This window comes from Vibrio sp. 811 (genome assembly GCF_033339195.1).
Genome location: NZ_JAWOUB010000005.1, coordinates 195,597 through 216,382, shown reverse-complemented (window position 1 = coordinate 216,382; position 20,786 = coordinate 195,597). Strand labels below are relative to the sequence as shown.

18 protein-coding genes, 4 tRNA genes and 1 other annotated feature are annotated in these 20,786 nt (G+C 45.0%); of the genes, 11 read left to right on the top strand and 11 right to left on the bottom strand.

Features of this window, described 5'->3' with window-relative positions:
- Window positions 1-834: 834 nt before the first annotated feature.
- From R7Q46_RS10975 to uvrY, 7 genes are all read right to left on the bottom strand, one after another.
- Window positions 835-910 (bottom strand) — tRNA-Gly (locus R7Q46_RS10975).
- Between the two features lie 13 nt (window positions 911-923).
- A tRNA-Leu gene (locus tag R7Q46_RS10970) sits at window positions 924-1,010 on the bottom strand.
- A gap of 77 nt (window positions 1,011-1,087) precedes the next feature.
- Window positions 1,088-1,163: transfer RNA gene (locus R7Q46_RS10965), tRNA-Gly, on the bottom strand.
- Between the two features lie 37 nt (window positions 1,164-1,200).
- Window positions 1,201-1,274: transfer RNA gene (locus tag R7Q46_RS10960), tRNA-Cys, on the bottom strand.
- 463 nt (window positions 1,275-1,737) lie between these two features.
- A complete protein-coding gene (pgsA, locus tag R7Q46_RS10955; protein WP_005394805.1) occupies window positions 1,738-2,295 on the bottom strand; it encodes a CDP-diacylglycerol--glycerol-3-phosphate 3-phosphatidyltransferase in 558 nt (185 codons plus the stop codon).
- A gap of 46 nt (window positions 2,296-2,341) precedes the next feature.
- Window positions 2,342-4,174: an excinuclease ABC subunit UvrC gene (gene uvrC / locus R7Q46_RS10950; protein ID WP_203345909.1), complete on the bottom strand. Its 1,833-nt coding sequence runs from the start codon at window positions 4,172-4,174 to the stop codon at window positions 2,342-2,344.
- 1 nt (window position 4,175) lies between these two features.
- Window positions 4,176-4,820, bottom strand: a complete 645-nt coding sequence (gene uvrY / locus R7Q46_RS10945; protein WP_005386783.1) for a UvrY/SirA/GacA family response regulator transcription factor — start codon at window positions 4,818-4,820, stop codon at window positions 4,176-4,178.
- A 427-nt stretch (window positions 4,821-5,247) separates the two neighbouring features.
- On the opposite strand from uvrY, the gene R7Q46_RS10940 reads away from it, so the two are divergent.
- Entirely contained in the window at window positions 5,248-7,611 is a 2,364-nt protein-coding gene (locus tag R7Q46_RS10940) for a DNA polymerase II (protein WP_262647517.1), read from the top strand.
- On the opposite strand, the gene R7Q46_RS10935 is transcribed toward R7Q46_RS10940, so the two are convergent.
- A complete protein-coding gene (locus R7Q46_RS10935; protein WP_213871699.1) occupies window positions 7,608-8,375 on the bottom strand; it encodes a nucleotidyltransferase domain-containing protein in 768 nt (255 codons plus the stop codon). The two genes, R7Q46_RS10940 and R7Q46_RS10935, sit on opposite strands and share 4 nt — an antisense overlap.
- A 194-nt stretch (window positions 8,376-8,569) precedes the next feature.
- Here R7Q46_RS10935 and yeiP point away from each other — a divergent pair, with 194 nt between their 5' ends.
- A complete protein-coding gene (gene yeiP, locus R7Q46_RS10930; protein WP_005376801.1) occupies window positions 8,570-9,136 on the top strand; it encodes an elongation factor P-like protein YeiP in 567 nt (188 codons plus the stop codon).
- Between the two features lie 2 nt (window positions 9,137-9,138).
- Complete coding sequence (locus R7Q46_RS10925) at window positions 9,139-9,459, top strand: HI1450 family dsDNA-mimic protein (RefSeq protein WP_005376800.1); 321 nt, start codon at window positions 9,139-9,141, stop codon at window positions 9,457-9,459.
- Between the two features lie 186 nt (window positions 9,460-9,645).
- Here R7Q46_RS10925 and rluB read toward each other — a convergent pair whose 3' ends face one another.
- A complete protein-coding gene (gene rluB, locus R7Q46_RS10920) occupies window positions 9,646-10,584 on the bottom strand; it encodes a 23S rRNA pseudouridine(2605) synthase RluB (RefSeq protein WP_005376798.1) in 939 nt (312 codons plus the stop codon).
- A gap of 565 nt (window positions 10,585-11,149) precedes the next feature.
- Here rluB and R7Q46_RS10915 point away from each other — a divergent pair.
- A complete protein-coding gene (locus R7Q46_RS10915) occupies window positions 11,150-11,860 on the top strand; it encodes a calcium-binding protein (RefSeq protein ID WP_005376796.1) in 711 nt (236 codons plus the stop codon).
- A gap of 93 nt (window positions 11,861-11,953) precedes the next feature.
- Here the strand turns inward: R7Q46_RS10915 and R7Q46_RS10910 are convergent, their stop codons facing one another.
- Together R7Q46_RS10910 and rnm are read right to left on the bottom strand one after the other, a co-directional pair.
- Window positions 11,954-12,574, bottom strand: coding sequence for an L-threonylcarbamoyladenylate synthase (locus R7Q46_RS10910; protein ID WP_005376791.1), 621 nt, complete (start codon window positions 12,572-12,574; stop codon window positions 11,954-11,956).
- A gap of 59 nt (window positions 12,575-12,633) precedes the next feature.
- Window positions 12,634-13,491 (bottom strand): RNase RNM, encoded by an 858-nt coding sequence (gene rnm, locus R7Q46_RS10905; RefSeq protein ID WP_005386777.1) that lies wholly within the window; start codon window positions 13,489-13,491, stop codon window positions 12,634-12,636.
- A 95-nt stretch (window positions 13,492-13,586) separates the two neighbouring features.
- On the opposite strand from rnm, the gene R7Q46_RS10900 reads away from it, so the two are divergent.
- The 7 genes from R7Q46_RS10900 to trpA all read left to right on the top strand — a co-directional run bounded on the left by R7Q46_RS10900 (window position 13,587) and on the right by trpA (window position 20,641).
- Window positions 13,587-13,712, top strand: a complete 126-nt coding sequence (locus R7Q46_RS10900; protein ID WP_005376787.1) for a trp operon leader peptide — start codon at window positions 13,587-13,589, stop codon at window positions 13,710-13,712.
- Window positions 13,659-13,762, top strand: a sequence feature (Trp leader region). It overlaps the preceding gene by 54 nt.
- Before the next feature lie 126 nt (window positions 13,763-13,888).
- On the top strand, window positions 13,889-15,454 hold the full coding sequence (locus R7Q46_RS10895; protein WP_262647518.1) for an anthranilate synthase component 1: 1,566 nt from the start codon (window positions 13,889-13,891) through the stop codon (window positions 15,452-15,454).
- Between the two features lie 16 nt (window positions 15,455-15,470).
- Window positions 15,471-16,079 carry an aminodeoxychorismate/anthranilate synthase component II gene (locus R7Q46_RS10890; protein ID WP_318077500.1) on the top strand — a complete coding sequence of 203 codons (609 nt, stop codon included), beginning with the start codon at window positions 15,471-15,473 and terminating at the stop codon, window positions 16,077-16,079.
- Window positions 16,080-16,116: 37 nt separating this feature from the next.
- The gene (gene trpD, locus R7Q46_RS10885; RefSeq protein ID WP_033905671.1) at window positions 16,117-17,127 is read left to right on the top strand and encodes an anthranilate phosphoribosyltransferase; all 1,011 of its coding nucleotides are present in this window, start codon (window positions 16,117-16,119) and stop codon (window positions 17,125-17,127) included.
- A gap of 13 nt (window positions 17,128-17,140) precedes the next feature.
- Complete coding sequence (gene trpCF / locus R7Q46_RS10880; RefSeq protein WP_318077499.1) at window positions 17,141-18,580, top strand: bifunctional indole-3-glycerol-phosphate synthase TrpC/phosphoribosylanthranilate isomerase TrpF; 1,440 nt, start codon at window positions 17,141-17,143, stop codon at window positions 18,578-18,580.
- A gap of 64 nt (window positions 18,581-18,644) precedes the next feature.
- Window positions 18,645-19,835: a tryptophan synthase subunit beta gene (gene trpB, locus R7Q46_RS10875; protein WP_005445041.1), complete on the top strand. Its 1,191-nt coding sequence runs from the start codon at window positions 18,645-18,647 to the stop codon at window positions 19,833-19,835.
- A complete protein-coding gene (trpA, locus tag R7Q46_RS10870; RefSeq protein ID WP_130545111.1) occupies window positions 19,835-20,641 on the top strand; it encodes a tryptophan synthase subunit alpha in 807 nt (268 codons plus the stop codon). Before trpB ends, trpA begins: the two co-directional genes overlap by 1 nt.
- Window positions 20,642-20,786 lie beyond the last annotated feature (145 nt).

Sequence of the window (20,786 nt, the reverse complement as noted above, 5' to 3'; positions counted from 1 at the left end):
TACAGGAGGTGTGAATACCCCTCCGCATTTGTCAGTGCATAAATGACAAATACAGATCATCCGCCACGATACGCGCGGCTTTATATGTAAAAGGGATTAATCAAGGTTCTGTAATGCACCCGTTTTGTAAAACAGGACATTTCGGCAGTATGAAGCTGATTAGTGTGTGTTTATTCAAAGGTTTCAATGTTGGGTTTCCCATTAATATGCCGCGTTTACAGCATTAGTATCCCGTCTATCGACAAAAGGCTTTGCCGATACCTACCCTACGCAGTGTCACAATCAGCTTGAATGGTCACTACGCGTATCCCCCAGAGATCAAACGTTGTTAATTACGCTCCGAGATTGCGCGCGAATTTATCACAAAATAAAATCTTCTGGCAACGATTTTTCATATTAGTAACAGTGATGTAAATCACAACAAAACATACCCCATCGCAACTCGCATGTTCATATTCATGAGCTATGCTTTTCTGCTTCTCTCAAACAGCTGTTATTTAAACAAATATTCTTGAGATATCATCACCTCATCCAACAGAGGTTTAAGGTTGTGCTGCTTAATCGTAAAACATTCCTTTCTATATCCGGAACATTTAAAAAGATAGCATTCTCGTCACAGCTTTGCCTGGATCAAGAGTGGTTATTCTCCACAAGTGATGGTTTAAACATAGACTAGTAGGAATGGCTAAGATGCTTTGCAATGGCAGAATGAACAATCACTTGAGTCAATGAGACAAAGGGTTCGTTACTTAACGAAGTCTGTGACAGAAAAGAAGTTTGAGATTTTCAAAAAATACGAAAAAGGCCTAACATTTTCATGTTAGGCCTTAAATCTGGAGCGACACACGAGGTTCGAACTCGTGACCTCAACCTTGGCAAGGTTGCGCTCTACCAACTGAGCTAGTGTCGCATTTAATATGAGATGGTGCCCCGGGCCGGACTTGAACCGGCACAACGCGAACGTCGAGGGATTTTAAATCCCTTGTGTCTACCAATTCCACCACCAGGGCACACAAATATTCTTTGTGATGCCTTTACAGAAAAGTAAAACACCATCTGATACCGCTAATGCCATATCAATAAAACTTGGAGCGACACACGAGGTTCGAACTCGTGACCTCAACCTTGGCAAGGTTGCGCTCTACCAACTGAGCTAGTGTCGCATTTATTCTCGAAAGCCATTCGATCTCAAAAGAATAATGGAGGCGCCTCCCGGAGTCGAACCGAGGTCCACGGATTTGCAATCCGCTGCATAGCCACTCTGCCAAGGCGCCTCATTTGTGAATAAAACTAAGCTTTTTCACCACCCTTTCGAGCCGTGCTCTCTTGGGTACGGGATGCATTCTACGGATTCGAGCGATCGAGTCAACACTATTTTTATTTTTTTAAATCGTTTGACTAGAATTTGTGCGAAAGACGATGGATTGCTTAGTTTTAATACTAAAAATCGCTTAAATACACTTGTTTATCATAAAACTTTGGCTACGCCTTACACTGCTGGCCGTGCGTTGCGTGCATTGAAGTATTAATAATCAGAAGACTCGCCTCTCTAAGACTCTCCAAGGACAAAAACAAGACTTAGATCACAAATAGAACTCTATCGAAGCAAAAGCCCCAGATACAAATTGCAAACATGGCCGTTAGCAAGCATTGAAAAGCGAGAGAAGCCAAAAAATGCTGTAGATTGTCTTAGATACAAAAAAGCAGGCTATTAAGCCTGCTTTCTAACATCAGAATTTAATGGTGCTCTTCATTCAACAGATCGTCTTTCGCAGCAGCCAAATATTGAATCATTGACCAATATGTCAAGAAAGTTGCCACATACAAGGCCGCAAAGCCTAGCCAAACCATCCATTCATCGTAACGCCATATCAATACCCATAAGGCGAACATTTGCGAAACAGTTTTTACTTTGCCAACCCAAGATACCGCAACACTTGCTCGCTTACCGATTTCAGCCATCCATTCTCGCAATGCTGAGATAATGATTTCTCGCGCAATCATCGTTACCGCAGGAATGGTCACCCAAATTGAATGATAATGTTCCGTGATTAGAATCAATGCCGTTGCCACTAGCACTTTATCAGCGACAGGATCAATAAACGCGCCAAAACGAGAAGTTTGGCCAAGTTTACGGGCCAACATGCCGTCAAGCCAGTCAGTAAAACCCGCTACCCAAAACACCATTGCTGCTGCAAACGGTGCCCATGAATAAGGTAGATAAAAGACAACCACAAAAACAGGGATTAGGAACAGTCTAAGAAGAGACAGAATGTTCGGGATATTCAAACGCATTTTATTATTCTCTTACACATTGCGGCTTAATGTTGCGCGATTTTCCTTATTGTTTCAATGCTTGGAAAATAATTTCTGCTAAAGAGTGACTTATTCCCGGTACTTTGGCGATTTCTTCGACACTTGCACGTTTAAGTTCTTGTAACCCACCCATGTACTTGAGTAACGCCTGACGTCGTTTAGGGCCGATTCCCTCAATCCCTTCGAGTGCACTCGTACGTCTGGTTTTACCTCGCTTAGCACGGTGCCCCGCTATAGCATGGTTATGGCTTTCATCACGAATATGTTGGATAAGATGCAGCGCAGGAGCATCGCTTGGTAAATGAAACTCGTCCCCATCGACTGTAATCAGCGTTTCTAAACCTGGTTTGCGAGTAACGCCTTTTGCAATACCAATCATGATAGGACGCTTTGGCCAATCCCCCCAGTACTGCGAAATGATGTCATGCGCACGATTTAACTGACCTTTACCGCCATCGATAAAGATGATGTCGGGAATTTTCTCTACGTCCAATTGCTTCGAATAACGGCGCTCCAACGCTTGTCCCATTGCTGCGTAATCATCACCACCGGTAATCCCAGTAATGTTGTAGCGACGATACTCTTGCTTTACGGGGCCTTCGTTGTTGAACACCACACATGACGCAATCGTGCTTTCCCCCATCGTATGGGAGATATCAAAACATTCCATTCGAGCTATAGACTCCAACTTCAATGTTTCGCGAAGCGCATGAAAACGCTGATTAATCGTCATCTTGTGATTGATTTTGGTGGTAATCGCCGTTAGTGCATTCGTGTTCGAAAGCTTGAGATACCTTGCTCGAGAGCCAGTTGGCGACGTATGAAAATGAACCTTACGGCCTGCCACTTCACTTAACGCTTTCTGTATTGGCGCAATATCTTCTGCCAACTCTTGATTCAAAATAATACGAGAAGGAATTGTACGTGCTTCGTTATGGCTCAAATAGTATTGAGTCAGAAAACTATCGAACACTTCCTGCTGGCTTGTATTTTGTGGGATTTTCGGAAAATGGCTACGGCTACCAAGCACTTTGCCTTGGCGTATCATCAGGATATGGATACACGCGATACCATTCTCCTGAGCAAACCCGAGTACATCCATATCATCCATGCTGTCTTCTGAGACGTACTGCTGCTCTTGAACACGCCTAATCGCTTGGATTTGATCGCGAAATTTAGCGGCATCTTCAAAGCGCAATTGCTGACTGGCATCTTCCATTTTCTCAATCAACTGTTTGAGTACTTGCTGATCTTTGCCTTGCAAAAACATGCGCACAAAGCCAACCAACTCTGCATATTCTTCATCAGAAATGATGGTATTAACGCATGGTCCTGCACAACGACCAATTTGGTACATCAAACATGGGCGCGTTCGGTTGGAATAGACAGTGTCTTCACACTGGCGCACAGGAAATATCTTTTGCAGCAAATGCAATGTTTCTCTTACTGCACCAGAATCTGGGTAGGGGCCAAAATATTCACCTTTGCGCTTCTTGGCGCCACGGTGGATAGAAAGCCGTGGGTGCTTATGACCGCTAATAAAGATATAAGGGTAAGACTTATCATCTCGCAGCAACACATTGTATTTCGGTAAATACTGCTTGATGTAGTTATGCTCTAAGATCAGCGCTTCTGTCTCAGTATGAGTCACCGTGACGTCTATTTTGGCGATATTACTGACAAGCGCGCGAGTTTTCTCACTGTCTACTTTTTTTCGAAAGTAGCTTGAAAGGCGCTTTTTAAGGTCTTTGGCTTTACCTACGTAGATTACAACAGCTTCGGCGTTGTACATTCTGTAAACGCCGGGCTGATGAGTTACTGTCTTGAGAAAGGAAGCCGAATCGAAAGGAGGATTCACGCTAAAGGGTCTCGGTGTCCAGCATTCCGTGGCGAATCGCTAAGTGAGTTAACTCAACGTCACCATTAATGTCCAATTTACTAAAGAGTCGGTAGCGATAGCTGTTGACTGTCTTTGGACTTAAATTAAGTTGCTCAGAAATATCCGTTACCTTTTGGCCTTTGGTGATCATAAGCATGATCTGCAATTCACGCTCGGATAAGTCTTTAAAAGGGTTCTCAGAGGCTGGAGAAAATTGACTCAATGCCATCTGCTGCGCAATCTCTGGCGAGATGTAACGCTGCCCACTATTAACTACACGAATCGCATTCACCATTTCGTCAGGGCCAGCACCTTTGGTTAAATAACCAGACGCACCTGCCTGCATCACCTTGGTTGGAAACGGGTTTTCTGTATGAACGGTAAGTACGATGATTTTCACATCAGGATTCACGCGAAGAATTTTTTTAGTGGCTTCCAAGCCGCCAATTCCTGGCATGTTCATGTCCATTAAAACGACGTCAGCATGATTACTGCGACACCATTTTACTGCATCTTCACCGCTGTCAGCTTCTCCTGCTACGTTCATTCCACGGACGTCTTCAATAATACGTCGTATCCCTGTGCGAACCAGCTCGTGATCATCTACAAGGAAAACATTTATCAAACTTGTATCTCCACACTTTGTATTGGTTCTGCACCCACATAACCATTATTTGTTAAATGTGGATATCAGTATGACTGCCTATATACTAACGTAATCGACAAAAAATTGCTTTCTATGAATATGTGCTGAAACGCAAACTTTAGCAAGAACTTATTCATAAACCACTCTATTATTTTAGAGCGTGATGAGCAGAACCGAAATCTAAGAAAAGACAATTAACAACATTAAGTACAATAAATCAAGTAACTAGGTTTCATATTGCCCAGAGAAACACGCTATAACTTAAAATGACACTGTCCCTCTTGCACCAAAGACTAACTTGTAATCACTAATTCCAGCAAAAATTTGAGACGCTTTCTTTACTGGTTATTTTTACAGTTCTTAGTGTTAAACTAACGTTCTTCAAGTTTTCTAAGGTTTCTCACATTTGAATATTCAACAAGGCTTCCTGCTAACTCGACATACACGAGACATCAAAGGTCAAACTCAAATCGAGCTGTGGCTTTCGACAGAAGCAGGCCCTACTCAGTTACTTATTAATGGTGAGAAGCCAGTATTTTTCATCGCTCAGAAACACTCAGAGCAAGCAAAGACACTCGCACGAGAAAAAAACATATTCGTCGACATCCGCCTTTTGGATCTCAAAACGTTTGAACATACGCCTCTTGCTGCCTGCTATACCAATGTAACCAGAGACGCTCTCGCACTCAAAGACACATTCGCTCAAAAAGATATCACTACGTATGAAAGTGATATTCGCCTCGCCGATCGCTACCTAATGGAACGTTTTATCAAAGGCAGTATCGAGTTTACAGGCAATGTGACTCGCACCAATGGCTACCAACACGTCCAGAGCGCAAAATGCCGTGCGGGGCAATATGAGCCGAAGTTAAACGTTGTCTCGTTAGATCTAGAATGCTCTGAGAAAGGCATTCTTTACTCAATCGGATTAGACAGCGTCATGGATTCCCGCGTTATAATGATCGGAGAACCAGAACCTTCGGAGACACCGATACAATGGGTTAAGGATGAAAAAGCGCTTCTAGAAGCACTCATCGTTTGGTTTAAACAATTCGACCCCGATGTCATTGTCGGTTGGAACGTCATTGATTTTGACTTTCGTCTGCTACACAAACGAGCAGAATGGCACAACATGAAGCTAATGCTTGGTAGAGCAGACCAAGCCAGCTTTTTCAGAAGTTCATCTCAAAGCCAACAAGGGTTTATTTCCATTCCAGGGCGAGTTGTAATGGACGGTATCGATACGTTAAAAACGGCGACTTATCACTTTCGGTCTTGGTCATTAGAGTCTGTATCTCAAGAACTCTTAGGGGAAGGGAAAGAAATCCACAACGTTCATGACCGCATGGATGAGATCAATCGTATGTACCGCTCCGACAAACCATCGCTGGCTAAATATAATTTACAAGACTGCGTGTTAGTGAATAAGATTTTCAATCAGACTCACCTGCTAGACTTTGCAATAGAGCGCTCTCGTCTCACTGGTGTCGAACTGGATCGTGTCGGCGGTTCGGTTGCAGCATTCACAAACCTATACATGCCTCAGATACACCGAGCAGGCTACGTTGCTCCGAACCTACACCCTGAAAATTGGATTGCCAGCCCCGGCGGTTACGTGATGGACTCCATCCCTAACCTATATGATTCTGTTTTAGTATTGGATTTTAAGAGTCTATATCCATCGATTATTCGCTCTTTCTTGATTGATCCTATGGGTTTAGTTGAGGGGTTATTGCTCGATATTGGAAAAGAAGAAAATCAGGCTGTACCTGGCTTTCGCGGTGGGCAGTTCCATCGTACGAAACACTTTTTACCAGAAATGATTGAAAAGCTTTGGGCAGCACGTGATGTTGCAAAGAAGAACAATGAAAAAGCTTTTTCTCAGGCAATCAAAATCATCATGAACTCCTTTTATGGCGTACTGGGCTCATCGGGATGTCGTTTCTTTGATACTCGGTTAGCTTCTAGTATTACCATGCGCGGACATGAAATCATGAAGCAAACTAAGGTGCTGATTGAGGAGCAAGGATATCAAGTGATTTACGGCGATACGGATTCCACATTCGTGTCGTTGAATCGACCATACAGTCAAGTAGAAGCTGACGCTGTTGGAAATCAATTAGTTGATTACATCAACTCTTGGTGGCAAAAACACCTGCGTTCTGAGTACAACCTAACATCTATGTTGGAAATCGAGTATGAAACCCATTATCGCAGATTCCTTATGCCAACGATTCGTGGCGCAGAAACTGGCTCGAAAAAGCGCTATGCGGGTTTAATCGGTGAAGGAGAGCAAGAACGGATTGTATTTAAAGGGTTAGAAAGTGCCCGTACTGACTGGACCTCGTTAGCACAGAAATTTCAAAATACACTCTATAGCATGATTTTCCATGGTGAAGATCCAAGCGACTATGTCCGAGAGATGGTTGAGAAAACTAATAACGGTGAATTTGATGAACAGTTGGTGTATCAAAAGCGACTGCGCAGAAAACTGCATGAGTATCAGAAGAACGTCCCGCCACAAGTGCGTGCAGCTCGTTTAGCGGATGAGATAAATGCCAAGCTTGGCCGCCCATTACAGTATCAAAACAAAGGGCGAATTGAATACATTATTACCGTGAACGGCCCTGAACCTTATGAGTACCTCAATAGCCCGATTGATTATCAACATTACATTGATAAACAACTCAAACCCGTTGCGGATGCGATTCTCCCTTTCATTGGGACGGACTTTGACAGGCTTTCAGCGCCACAAATGGGGTTGTTTTAGCCGATACGAAACTCTGTTTTCTGGTACTGTTTGACTAACCAATCACCAAACGCATCAATTAGCCCGATAACAGAACGCTTGGGAATCCCCCGGCCAGAAAGTAAAATTTCTAGCCGCTCGATCTCAAGCTGCTTTTCAGGATGATAAGTTAAGAATACCTTGCCACATTGTATAGGGTCATCAAACCAACGTTTATCTCGATACATCACCAAAGAGTATGACGCTCTTAGTAACTTTTTAGCAATCACGCGCTGGGCGGCCACCTGCTCTTCTATCGCCTTCGCTTGTACGATTTTTTTGCGATACACCGTAATCCAATCTTCCACATCCATATTCCAGTGCTTAGCAATTTCCCAACTGGGGACGTAATCACCAAAACAGTCTGCTAGATCATCACCATAAACACAGACACAGCAATGCTTAAGCATAAAGCCCCAAGTGAAAATACTGTCTAAATTAGCCACTTCACTCACTAAGGCTGTACGGACCGATACACCATTAACGTGAGGGTAACTCTGCTGCGCACGCCACTTAATTGTGTTGAGCAAAGTCGCGCGATTGTGCTCAAAGGATGATTGAGTAACGACAACCAGGTCTAAGTTCGACTTCCCAACGATCGCTGTTTTACGAGCAACACTACCGTATACATAAACGCTGTGTAAGTTTTGCCCCAATCCACCTTTGAGACAAGCGGTGACTTCCCTAATTAAAGGCGCAAACTCTGGTTGAAATGGTTGTTTAGGATCGATAACAGGCAGAGACATGACTTAAAACGTGTTCTCAGATGGTTCAAGAAGTTGGGCTATATGTTCTCTTAGCCGACTCACCGAATCAAGTCCATTCAGGTGTTTAGTCATGGGAATAACAACAAATTTCTGCAATGAATTTTAATGCTAGGCGGCTAACTTAGCGCTATAATCACCGAGTTTTGCTTAATAAGTATGAATAGGAATATACAATGCCAAAGGCAAGTGAAATCAAAAAAGGCTTCGCAATCGAGTCTAATGGTAAAACTCTTCTAGTTAAAGACATCGAAGTAACGACTCCTGGCGGTCGTGGCGGCGCTAAAATCTACAAAATGCGTTGTACAGATCTAAACACGGGCGCACGTGTAGATGAGCGTTACAAGTCTGATGACGTTGTTGAAACGGTAGAAATGAACAAACGTGCAGTTGTGTACTCATACGCTGACGGCGATGAGCACATCTTCATGGATAACGAAGACTACTCACAATACACATTCAAGCACAATGAAGTTGAAGACGACATGCTGTTCATCAACGAAGATACACAAGGTATCCACATTATCCTTGTTAACGGTGCTGCAGTGGGTATTGAACTACCATCTTCTGTTGAGCTAGTGATTGAAGAAACTGACCCTTCAATCAAAGGTGCTTCTGCATCTGCTCGTACTAAACCAGCACGCTTCGCTTCAGGTCTTGTCATCCAGGTTCCTGAGTACATTGCAACTGGTGACCGTGTTATCATTAACACAGCTGAACGTAAATACATGAGCCGAGCATAAGCATGTCTGATTTGATTTCTTACGACGACGTCATCGACGCAGCGTACGACATTTTCCTTGAGATGGCTCCAGATAACCTAGAGCCTGCTGACGTGATTCTGTTTACTGCGCAATTTGAAGATCGTGGTGCCGCAGAACTTGTTGAAACTGGTGATGACTGGGTTGAACATGTTGGCTTCGAGATCGACAAAGAAGTATATGCAGAGGTTCGTATCGGCCTAGTAAATGAGGAAAATGACGTTCTTGATGACGTATTTGCTCGTATGCTAATCAGCCGAGACCCTGAACATAAGTTCTGCCATATGCTTTGGAAACGCGATTAACGTTTCTTCATCATGAACAAAGATACCAGCCTAGTGCTGGTATTTTTTATCTGTTGTTTTCGTCTAGCTGAGATATTTGTTTATACAAAGCACCCTGCTCTATATAGGCTTTAGATCCTTTTGTTATGTAACAGATAAGAAAAAGGCTTGCCGAATTGGCAAGCCTTTCTGATGTTTTGCTATCGATTAACGATGCTTGTTGCGTGCGCCTTGGTCACCAGCAGTCTTCTTCGGCTTACGACGAGAAGGGTTGTTGCTGCGACCTTTTGGCGTGTTAACACGCTCTTCATGGCGCTTAACTGCGCGACGAATTTTTTGGCTGCGTGCACGCTCACGTTTGCGTGACGTGTTGTCTTTGTTCAGATCAAGCATGGTTTCTTTCTCTGGACGAAGCTCTACAAGCTCACGCAAGTAGTTTACTTCTTTCAGGTCAAGCTCCATCCAACCGCCACGAGGCAGTTTCTTGTCTAAGAAGATGTCGCCGTAACGAACACGTTTCAGACGGCTAACGGTACACTCTTGCGATTCCCATAGTCGACGAACTTCGCGGTTACGACCTTCGTTGATAACAACGTAAAACGTGTGGTTCATGCCTTCACCACCCGCGTAAACAACATCTTCAAAGCGAGCTAAACCGTCTTCCAGTTCAACACCTTTCACTAGATTACGAACTTTCTGTTCAGTTACTTCACCGAACACACGTACTAGGTATTCACGTTCAACTTGGCGGCTTGGGTGCATTAAGCGGTTCGCCAGTTCACCATCCGTTGTGAAAAGTAGAAGACCAGAAGTGTTCGCATCCAGACGACCAACTGAAATCCAACGAGAGCCACGAATTTTTGGCAGACGATCAAAAACAGTACGACGACCTTCTGGATCGTGACGAGTACACAGTTCACCCTCAGGTTTGTAGTACGCAAGTACACGACAAATCACTTCTTCTTGAATCTTTGCAGAGACAATGTGACCATCGATACGAACTACGCTGCTCTCGTCTTCAAGTCTTTCACCAAGCTTAGCGACTACACCGTTCACGCTAACGCGACCAGATTTAATTAACGATTCAATCTCACGACGAGAACCGTGACCAGCACGTGCTAATACTTTTTGTAACTTTTCGCTCATTTATCTACCTATGTGTCGTCTTCACAGACGTCTAGACCAGGATTGGTCTGCATTTTGCTATTTACCCATTTCAGTGGGATTTTTCGGTCGGACATTATACGTAACTTTCTTAGTTAATGTAAGCTAAATCGGCGCCATTCTCCACACCAAAATTCACTTCAAAAATGACCGAAATATTTGTCCTATTCTGCAACTTTTTTACTACTTAATGCAGGCATTGCTTAACGAGAATCCCACTAATATCGGTCTTCCTGAACCACTTTAACCACGCTGTACCTGATAAAATTGTCAGGGTTACAACAATAACCACTTGGGGTGTGTTTACTGTTCGTATTGCTAGAAAGCAACGAAGAATAAGCCGTCCCTGTTTGCAGCTAAGTAATACCAATCACCGCAGACAATGAGCGCTCATAGCAAAACAAGGTCGTGGGTAACAAGACAAAAATTGTCTTTAAGTCATTAGTTCACATCAAAAATAACACTAATGCTATCGTGTACTCTGACTCTCTAGGTTCGCTCTGCACTCTTGGCGATTGGCATAAATCAGACAAAAAGGAATAGAACAATGTCTATGCTAAATCTCGACCTAAATTGGATTTTTGGGACATCTCAAGATGACGATATGACAGGCACAAAAGGCTCTGAAACAACCGATATTTTCTTCGGCTTCTGTGGTGATGATAAGTTTGTAGGATACGGAGGTAATGATATTGTCTTCGGTGGCTGGGGAGATGATACCTTGCTTGGTGGCCGAGGTAACGACTTTGTTTCTGGCGGCTTTGGAAACGATTTCCTATCCGGCGGATTAGGAAACGACAAACTCTTTGGTGGCTGTGGCGACGACACAATTTTTGATTATTCAGGCAACAACTACTTGAGTGGTGGCTGGGGTAACGACACGCTCGTTGTTGGTGATGGTGAATCGGTACTGAGCGGTGGCTGTGGAGACGACACCTTCGTGCTTACAAACCGCCTGGCTATTGGTGTACCTGATCAGCCAGTGTCTTCCAACGATATTGATGTTAAAGCCGACATTGTCGATTTTAATATTTTCCATGACAAACTTGTCTTTGATATGGGCCGAGACACTGATAACGATGGCATTCGAGATACGTTCTTGGATTCAGCGGATGATCTGACTTTATCTTACAATGAATGTGGCTGGGCAGTATTCTCAAGTGATGAATACAATGTTGAAGTGACACTAAACGGTGTGAGCTCTGCATACATCAACTATGCAGAACAAAATGGTATCGACATTTTCGATTTCGCTTAACCTCAATCAGTTAAGTTCAATGAGATATTCGATATGACAACTAAAATAGGAGGCGCGATGCCTCCTATTTTGTTTGACGGTGGTGTGCGTCTACTATTCGAATGGTGCAGGGTCACCAGATCCCAAACGAACCACAACAGGTTCACCTTCGCTAAAGTCAATTACAGTCGTAGGTTGTTCACCTAGGTAACCGCCATTAAGAATCACATCAACCGCATGTTCTAGTTTATCGCGAATATCCTCTGGATCAGATTCTGTTACGTCACTGCCAGGTAGAATCAACGACGTAGACATCATCGGCTCACCTAATGCTTCCAACAAGTCCAAGGCAATTTGATTGTCTGGAACACGGATACCGATGGTCTTACGTTTTGCATTCATCAAACGACGCGGCACCTCTTTTGTGCCTTTGAAGATGAAGGTGTAAGGACCTGGTGTGTTATTTTTCAGCAGTCGGAATGCAGAGTTATCCACTCGCGCATAGAGAGAAAGCTCCGACAAATCACGACACAGTAAAGTAAAGTTATGCTTATCATCCAGACGACGAATCTGACAGATTCGTTCCAGTGCCTGTTTGTTCTCCAACTGACAGCCAAGTGCGTACCCTGAATCAGTAGGGTAAACCACAACGCCGCCGTTACGAATGATTGCTACTGCTTGATTAATCAAGCGAGCCTGTGGGTTTTCTGGGTGAACGTAAAAAAACTGGCTCATTGTAATTCCTCATTATCGAGCCTCTCGGCTCTATATTTTTATGGGTTCTCGACTTCGTATTACTGAGTATTATTCAACGAAGGATCTATTCCCCAATCTTTCCAAACTGGTTCGACGCCAGCAGGCAACCATAGGTTCCTTCCTAGCTCCATCCACGGTGATGGGTAGTGAAAATCACTGCCTTGAGAGGCTAATAGTTTGTATTGTATAGCATAATCAGCCAAGTTGCGCCTTTCTTGTTGCGCTTGCTGTGGCTGTGCAACTTCCATCGCATCACCACCCGCTTCGACAAACGCTGCTAGAAGACGCTTAATCCACTTCGCTGTCAACTTATATCTACCAGGATGCGCTAATACCGCCATTCCACCAGCCGCATGGATAGCATCAACCGCATCCTTCATCGAACACCAATTCGGTGGTACATAACCTGGGTTATTACGCGTTAGGTATTTTTTAAACACCATTTGCATGGTTTTTGCGTAACCATTATCTACCAACCATTTCGCGAAATGCGCTCTTGTCACTGGAGCATCACCGGCGATTTGCCTTACCTCTTCAAGCACACCTACTCGAGTTGCTTTTTGTAGTCGCTCTGCAATTAACTCAGATCGTGTTATGCGATGCTGCTTCTGCTGTTCTATGAGGGCAGATAATTGTTCATTTTCCGGATCGATATTCAGGCCGACAATATGAATGTCTTTGTTTTGCCAGACGGTCGATATCTCAATGCCATTGATGATTTTTATCGGCAAATTATTATCTTGAACGTATTGCTTAGCTAACGCCAAACCGTCAACCGTATCGTGATCAGTGATCGCCAAAACCTCGATATCAAAACTCAGCGCCCTTTCCACTAAATCTTTAGGCTCTAACCGACCGTCCGATGCAGTGGTGTGACTATGTAAATCAATTCTCATATTTTTATCGTTTTAATGCCGTTTTGGGGTTGACTTTTTACTCTCGCACTAGTTAACTAGTACACAAATACAAAGTACGTAATTTAAGGTTCACCATGTTACAAGAATTTAACCAAAACCAAAAAGCGAAAGTTGCGGTTTGTCTTAATAAGGCAAACTCATCAGATCTTGCTTGGTGGCGCACTTGGACTAGTTCTTGGTGGGCAAACGTATACTTCTAGTTTATAGAACCAAACGTTGTAAAGCCCGCTACTTAAGCGGGCTTTTTTGTTTTGTTGCTCATTTCACATTCAACTGCCTAAACATTAATCGAATATAGCCAAGTCTAGATTGGGAGAACGTTTGCTTTATGCGACTATGTACGGCAGGAAGATTTAAACAGCTACAAGGAGGTCTTGTGAACAAGGCCATTGAAATTAAGAAACTTGGACAGCTTGAAGTGCTAACGGCTTCCGTCCCTTATACTCAAGACCCGACTCGCTTGTTCCACACACTATGTGAGAACAAAACTGACAGCCTATTGCTGGAATCTGCTGAGATCGATTCAAAGCAAAATTTAAAATCCCTGCTAATCGTAGATTCAGCGGTTCGCATTGTTTGCTTCGGCCATACCGTTAGCATGCACGCCTTGACCAATAACGGTAAAAACCTACTGTCTCACCTAAACCAAAACATCCGTGGTGACGTTGAGAGCAAGTTCGATGGCGAAGCGCTAACTTTGGAGTTTAACCAGCCATGCGACACGTTAGATGAAGACTCTCGCCTACGTGAAGCCTCTTCTTTCGATGCGCTGCGTTTGGTTCAGCATAGTTTTGATATTTCACAGCAAGACAAACACGCAATTTTCCTTGGTGGTCTGTTTGCCTACGACTTAGTCGCAAACTTTGAGCCGCTTGGTAATGCCGAAGCAACAAATCAGTGTCCAGATTACGTTTTCTACGTCGCGGAAACACTACTTGTTGTCGACCATCAAACGGAATCTTGCCAGCTTCAAGCGACGTTGTTTGTTGATGGTTCAGAGAAAACAGCGTTAGAGACTCGTATTGCAGAAATTAGCGCCCAGTGTGCAGCGCCAAAACTGTTGCCGAGTGCAGAGCAAATAACAGATGTAACGGTAGAACCTAGCGTGTCTGATGCAGACTTCCGCCAAACCGTTCGCGACTTAAAAGAGTTCGTAGTGAAAGGCGATGTATTCCAAGTTGTACCGTCTCGTAGATTCACTCTACCTTGTCCTTCTCCACTGGCGGCTTACAAAGAACTGAAACAAAGTAACCCAAGCCCTTACATGTTCTACATGCAAGATGAGCTGTTCACTCTGTTTGGCGCATCACCTGAAAGCGCGCTTAAGTATGAAACCGACACTAACCAAATTGAAATCTACCCAATCGCAGGCACTCGTCGCCGCGGTAAGCGCCCTAACGGCGAGATTGATTTCGACCTAGATAGCCGCATCGAACTTGAACTGCGTACCGACATGAAAGAAAACGCAGAGCACATGATGTTGGTTGACTTAGCACGTAACGACGTCGCTCGTATTGCTCAAGCTGGCACTCGCCACGTAGCAGACCTTCTAAAAGTCGACCGCTACAGCCACGTAATGCACTTGGTATCTCGTGTGGTTGGTCAACTGCGTGAAGACCTAGACGCGCTGCACGCATACCAAGCATGTATGAACATGGGCACGCTCACTGGTGCACCAAAGATTCGTGCCATGCAGTTGATTCGTGATGTAGAAGGCGCACGACGCGGTAGCTACGGCGGTGCTGTGGGTTACCTTACCGGTGAAGGCACACTCGACACATGTATCGTGATCCGCTCAGCTTACGTTGAGAACGGGATTGCTCAAGTTCAAGCTGGTGCAGGCGTGGTGTTCGACTCCGATCCACAAGCGGAAGCAGACGAAACACGCGGCAAAGCACAAGCGGTAATCTCTGCTATCCAAGCAGCGCATAAGTCACAATAAGGAATAGGGTTCAGAGATGGCTAATATCATTTTTATCGACAACTTTGACTCGTTCACCTACAACCTTGTGGATCAATTCCGCTCGCTAGGTCACTCAGTCAAGATTTACCGAAACAACATCCCAGCAGAAACCATCGAACAAGCGGTAAACGCGCTTGAAAACCCAGTGGTTCTACTATCACCAGGTCCTGGTGCACCTTCAGAGGCAGGCTCAATGCCAGCGCTTATCCAACGTATGAAAGGCAAAGTGCCAATGATTGGTATTTGTCTTGGTCACCAAGCGATTGTTGAAGCATACGGCGGCACCGTTGCTGGCGCGGGCGAAATCATTCACGGTAAGGTCTCTATGATGGAGCACCAAAACCATGCGATTTACCAAAACCTACCATCACCACTTGCAATTGCACGTTACCACTCGCTGGTTGCGACCAAGGTTCCTGAGAGCCTAACCATCACAGCAGAAGTGGATGACTTGGTAATGTCTGTTGTACATGAAGAAGATAAAGTTTGCGGGTTCCAGTTCCACCCGGAATCTATTATGACGACCTACGGAGCAACACTGTTGGCCAATGCCATTGAATGGGCACTTGAAGAACAAACTTCAGCGACCCCACTCACTGCTTAAAAAGCACTTGGCACATAAGAAATTTAGGAGAGGAAATATGGAAGCAATCATCAACCCTATTATTACCAAACTGTACGAGCAAGAATCGCTTACTCAGGAAGAGAGCCAACAGCTATTCGACATCATTATCCGTGGGGAACTAGACCCAATTTTAATGGCATCAGCACTGACTGCACTAAAACTCAAAGGCGAAACGCCAGACGAAATTGCAGGCGCGGCGAAAGCACTGCTGGCAAACGCAAATCCATTCCCTCGCCCAGATTACGATTTCGCAGATATCGTAGGTACTGGTGGTGACGGTCACAACACCATCAACATTTCAACCACTGCGGCGTTTGTTGCTGCAGCATGTGGTCTAAAAGTAGCGAAACACGGTAACCGCAGCGTTTCAAGCAAATCTGGTTCTTCTGATCTTCTTGATTCATTTGGTATCAACCTAGCTATGAGCGCAGAAGATACGCGCAAAGCGGTAGACGATATTGGTGTCGCTTTCCTATTTGCACCTCAATACCACGGTGGTGTGCGCCATGCGATGCCAGTGCGTCAAACTATGAAAACACGCACCATCTTTAACATTCTTGGCCCACTGATTAACCCTGCTCGTCCTAACATCGAATTGATGGGCGTTTACAGTGAAGAACTGGTTCGTCCTATCGCAGAAACCATGCTACAAATGGGTATGAAGCGCGCCGCTGTAGTACACGGCAGTGGCTTGGACGAAGTAGCAATTCACGGTGAAACAACCGTTGCCGAAATCAAAGACGGTAAGATCACAGAATACAAATTAACGCCTGCAGACTTCGGTCTAGAAGCGCACCCACTAGAAGCAATCAAAGGTGGCGATCCTGAAGAAAACAAAGCGATCATTACCAATATCCTGACGGGTAAAGGTACAGACGCACAGTTGGGTGCAGTGGCAGTAAACGTTGCTCTGCTAATGCGTCTATTCGGCCACGAAGATTTAAAAGCCAACACGCAACAAGCGATTGAGGCAATGAATTCAGGCAAGGCGTACCAATTGGTACAACAACTTGCCGCACACGCTTAAGGAATTGAAGAAGATGACTGACTTCAACACTCAGCAAGCTGACAACCTGTCTGAACACGTTTCTAAGAAAGAAGCAGAAATGGCAGAAGTACTGGCGAAAATTGTCCGCGACAAATATCAGTGGGTAGCAGACCGTAAGGTGTCTCAACCGCTAAGCACATTTAAGTCTGATTTGCTGCCATCGGACCGCAGCTTCTACGATGCTCTGAGTGGCGAAAAGACGGCCTTCATCACCGAATGTAAGAAGGCATCTCCTTCTAAAGGTTTGATTCGTGATCACTTCGACTTGGATTACATTGCATCGGTTTACAACAACCATGCTGATGCGATTTCAGTCCTAACAGACGAGAAGTACTTCCAAGGTAACTTTGACTTTCTTCCTCAAGTGCGTGGTCAAGTCAAACAACCGGTTCTGTGCAAAGACTTCATGGTAGATACCTACCAAGTTTACCTAGCGCGTCATTACAGTGCTGATGCCGTGCTACTTATGCTTTCTGTCCTTAATGACGAAGAGTACAAAGCGCTAGAGGAAGCAGCGCACAGCCTGAACATGGGTATCTTGACCGAAGTCAGCAACGAAGAAGAGCTTCATCGTGCAGTTAAGCTAGGCGCACGCGTTATCGGCATTAATAACCGTAACCTTCGCGACCTAAGTACTGATTTGAATCGTACGAAAGAACTGGCACCGACCATTCGTGAACTGGCTCCTAACGCAACAGTAATCTCAGAATCTGGCATTTATACACATCAACAAGTTCGTGATTTAGCGGAATACGCAGACGGCTTCTTGATTGGTAGTTCACTGATGGCGGAAGACAACCTTGAACTTGCAGTACGTAAAGTGACGTTAGGCGAAAACAAAGTCTGTGGCTTAACGCACCCAGATGACGCAGCGAAAGCGTACCAAGCTGGTGCGGTATTTGGTGGTCTGATTTTTGTCGAGAATTCGAAGCGTGCGGTCGACCTTGAAGGTGCGCGCTTAACCATGAGCGGTGCTCCACTTAACTACGTAGGCGTGTTCCAAAATCACGATATCGATTTTGTTGCTTCTGTCGTGACCTCTTTGGGTTTAAAAGCGGTGCAACTGCACGGTCAAGAAGACCAAGCTTACGTTAATCAGCTAAAAGCAGAGCTACCAGCATGTGTTGAAATCTGGAAAGCTTACGGTGTGACAGATGCGAAGCCAGAACTGCTTTCGGACAACATTGACCGTCACCTATTAGATGCACAAGTTGGCACTAAAACAGGTGGAACCGGACAAGTGTTCGACTGGTCACTGATCGGCGACCCAAGTCAAATTATGCTAGCGGGCGGACTGTCGCCAGAAAATGCTCAACAAGCAGCGACACTAGGTTGCTTGGGATTAGATTTAAACTCTGGTGTAGAAAGCGCACCAGGCAAAAAAGATTCACAGAAGTTGCTTGCGGCCTTCACCGCCATTCGCAACTACTAAAGCTGGACATCAGCTAAAAAATTTAAAGCTATTCGTAGCGAAAAATACGAGAAGGAATATAACGATGGCAAAACTGAATGCCTACTTTGGCGAATACGGCGGTCAGTACGTTCCGCAAATTCTAGTTCCAGCGCTGGAGCAACTAGAGCAAGCGTTTATCGACGCGCAAGAAGATCCAGAATTCCGCAGCGAATTCATGACGCTTCTTCAAGAGTATGCGGGTCGTCCAACGGCTTTGACTCTAACTCGTAACCTAACCAAAGGTACGAAAACCAAACTTTACCTAAAACGTGAAGACCTACTTCACGGTGGCGCGCACAAGACCAACCAAGTGTTAGGTCAAGCGCTGCTTGCGAAACGCATGGGTAAAAACGAAATCATCGCAGAAACAGGCGCAGGCCAACACGGTGTTGCAACCGCACTAGCGTGTGCACTACTTGGCCTTAAGTGCCGCGTTTACATGGGTGCAAAAGACGTTGAGCGTCAAAGCCCGAACGTATTCCGTATGAAGCTAATGGGCGCAGAAGTCATTCCTGTCCACTCGGGTTCAGCGACACTTAAAGATGCATGTAACGAAGCGCTGCGCGACTGGTCTGCAACTTATGAAGACGCGCACTACCTACTAGGTACAGCGGCAGGTCCTCACCCATTCCCAACCATCGTGCGTGACTTCCAACGCATGATTGGTGAAGAAACGAAGAATCAGATTTTGGCACGTGAAGGTCGTCTTCCTGATGCGGTTATCGCATGTGTGGGCGGTGGTTCAAACGCGATTGGTATGTTTGCTGACTTCATCGAAGAAGAAAGCGTTCGCCTAATTGGTGTTGAGCCAGCAGGTAAAGGTATCGATACTGACCAGCACGGCGCCCCACTTAAGCATGGTAAAACAGGCATCTTCTTCGGTATGAAAGCGCCATTGATGCAAGATCCAAACGGTCAAGTAGAAGAGTCTTACTCGGTATCTGCTGGCCTTGATTTCCCTTCAGTTGGCCCACAACACGCACACCTAAACGCAATTGGCCGTGCTGAATACGACAACGTGACAGACGATGAAGCACTAGAAGCATTCCAAGAGATTGCACGCCATGAAGGCATCATCCCTGCTCTTGAATCTTCTCACGCACTGGCTCATGCACTGCGTATGGCTCGTGAGAACCCAGAAAAAGAGCAATTGTTGGTTGTTAACCTATCTGGTCGTGGTGATAAAGATATCTTCACTGTGCATGCCATCTTAGAAGAAAAAGGAGCAATCTAATGAGCCGTTATGAGAAGATGTTTACGCGCCTAAACGAAAAGAACCAAGGCGCATTTGTACCGTTCGTAACGGTTTGCGATCCAAACGCCGAGCAGTCTTACAAAATCATGGAAACACTGGTCGAGTCTGGCGCAGATGCACTTGAACTTGGTATTCCATTTTCAGATCCTCTTGCGGATGGCCCGACCATCCAAGGCGCTAACATTCGTGCGCTAGATTCAGGCGCAACACCGGATATCTGCTTCGAACAAATTGGTAAGATCCGAGCTAAGTACCCAGAGCTACCTATTGGTCTTCTGATGTACGCGAACCTTGTTTACTCTCGTGGTATCGAAAACTTCTATGAGCGTTGTGCAAAAGCAGGCATCGATTCTGTTTTGATTGCAGACGTACCAACTAATGAAAGTGCCGAGTTCGTTGCTGCTGCAGAGAAGTTTGGTATTCACCCGATCTTCATCGCACCACCAACGGCAAGTGACGAAACACTGAAGCAAGTATCAGAGTTAGGTGGCGGCTACACTTACCTACTATCTCGTGCAGGCGTTACTGGCGCAGAAACCAAAGCAAACATGCCTGTAGGTCATATGCTGGATAGACTGAACCAATTTGATGCGCCACCAGCACTACTTGGTTTTGGCATCTCTGAGCCTGCACAGGTGAAACAAGCACTAGAATCTGGTGCGGCTGGTGCAATTTCTGGTTCAGCCGTGGTCAAAATCATTGAAGCGAACGTTGAGCAGCCACAAATTATGCTCGACAAGCTAGGTGAATTCGTTTCTGCAATGAAAGCTGCCACTCAAAAATAATTTCAGTTTGATATGACACAACAACGCCCGCTTAACATTATGTTTAGTGGGCGTTTTCTTACTATCGCGTTTATACCACGTCATTTTTTGTTCAACGCCCGCACTTTCCAAATCTATCTCAAGCAGAGCACTCAAAGAGTGTTAA

Coding starts and splice junctions, on each gene's coding strand:
- pgsA (WP_005394805.1), bottom strand. CDS start 2,295: ATGCGTTTGAATATCCCGAACATTCTGTCTCTTCTTAGACTGTTCCTA.
- R7Q46_RS10935 (WP_213871699.1), bottom strand. CDS start 8,375: ATGTCTCTGCCTGTTATCGATCCTAAACAACCATTTCAACCAGAGTTT.
- yeiP (WP_005376801.1), top strand. CDS start 8,570: ATGCCAAAGGCAAGTGAAATCAAAAAAGGCTTCGCAATCGAGTCTAAT.
- R7Q46_RS10925 (WP_005376800.1), top strand. CDS start 9,139: ATGTCTGATTTGATTTCTTACGACGACGTCATCGACGCAGCGTACGAC.
- rluB (WP_005376798.1), bottom strand. CDS start 10,584: ATGAGCGAAAAGTTACAAAAAGTATTAGCACGTGCTGGTCACGGTTCT.
- R7Q46_RS10915 (WP_005376796.1), top strand. CDS start 11,150: ATGTCTATGCTAAATCTCGACCTAAATTGGATTTTTGGGACATCTCAA.
- R7Q46_RS10910 (WP_005376791.1), bottom strand. CDS start 12,574: ATGAGCCAGTTTTTTTACGTTCACCCAGAAAACCCACAGGCTCGCTTG.
- rnm (WP_005386777.1), bottom strand. CDS start 13,491: ATGAGAATTGATTTACATAGTCACACCACTGCATCGGACGGTCGGTTA.
- R7Q46_RS10900 (WP_005376787.1), top strand. CDS start 13,587: ATGTTACAAGAATTTAACCAAAACCAAAAAGCGAAAGTTGCGGTTTGT.
- R7Q46_RS10890 (WP_318077500.1), top strand. CDS start 15,471: ATGGCTAATATCATTTTTATCGACAACTTTGACTCGTTCACCTACAAC.
- trpD (WP_033905671.1), top strand. CDS start 16,117: ATGGAAGCAATCATCAACCCTATTATTACCAAACTGTACGAGCAAGAA.
- trpCF (WP_318077499.1), top strand. CDS start 17,141: ATGACTGACTTCAACACTCAGCAAGCTGACAACCTGTCTGAACACGTT.
- trpB (WP_005445041.1), top strand. CDS start 18,645: ATGGCAAAACTGAATGCCTACTTTGGCGAATACGGCGGTCAGTACGTT.
- trpA (WP_130545111.1), top strand. CDS start 19,835: ATGAGCCGTTATGAGAAGATGTTTACGCGCCTAAACGAAAAGAACCAA.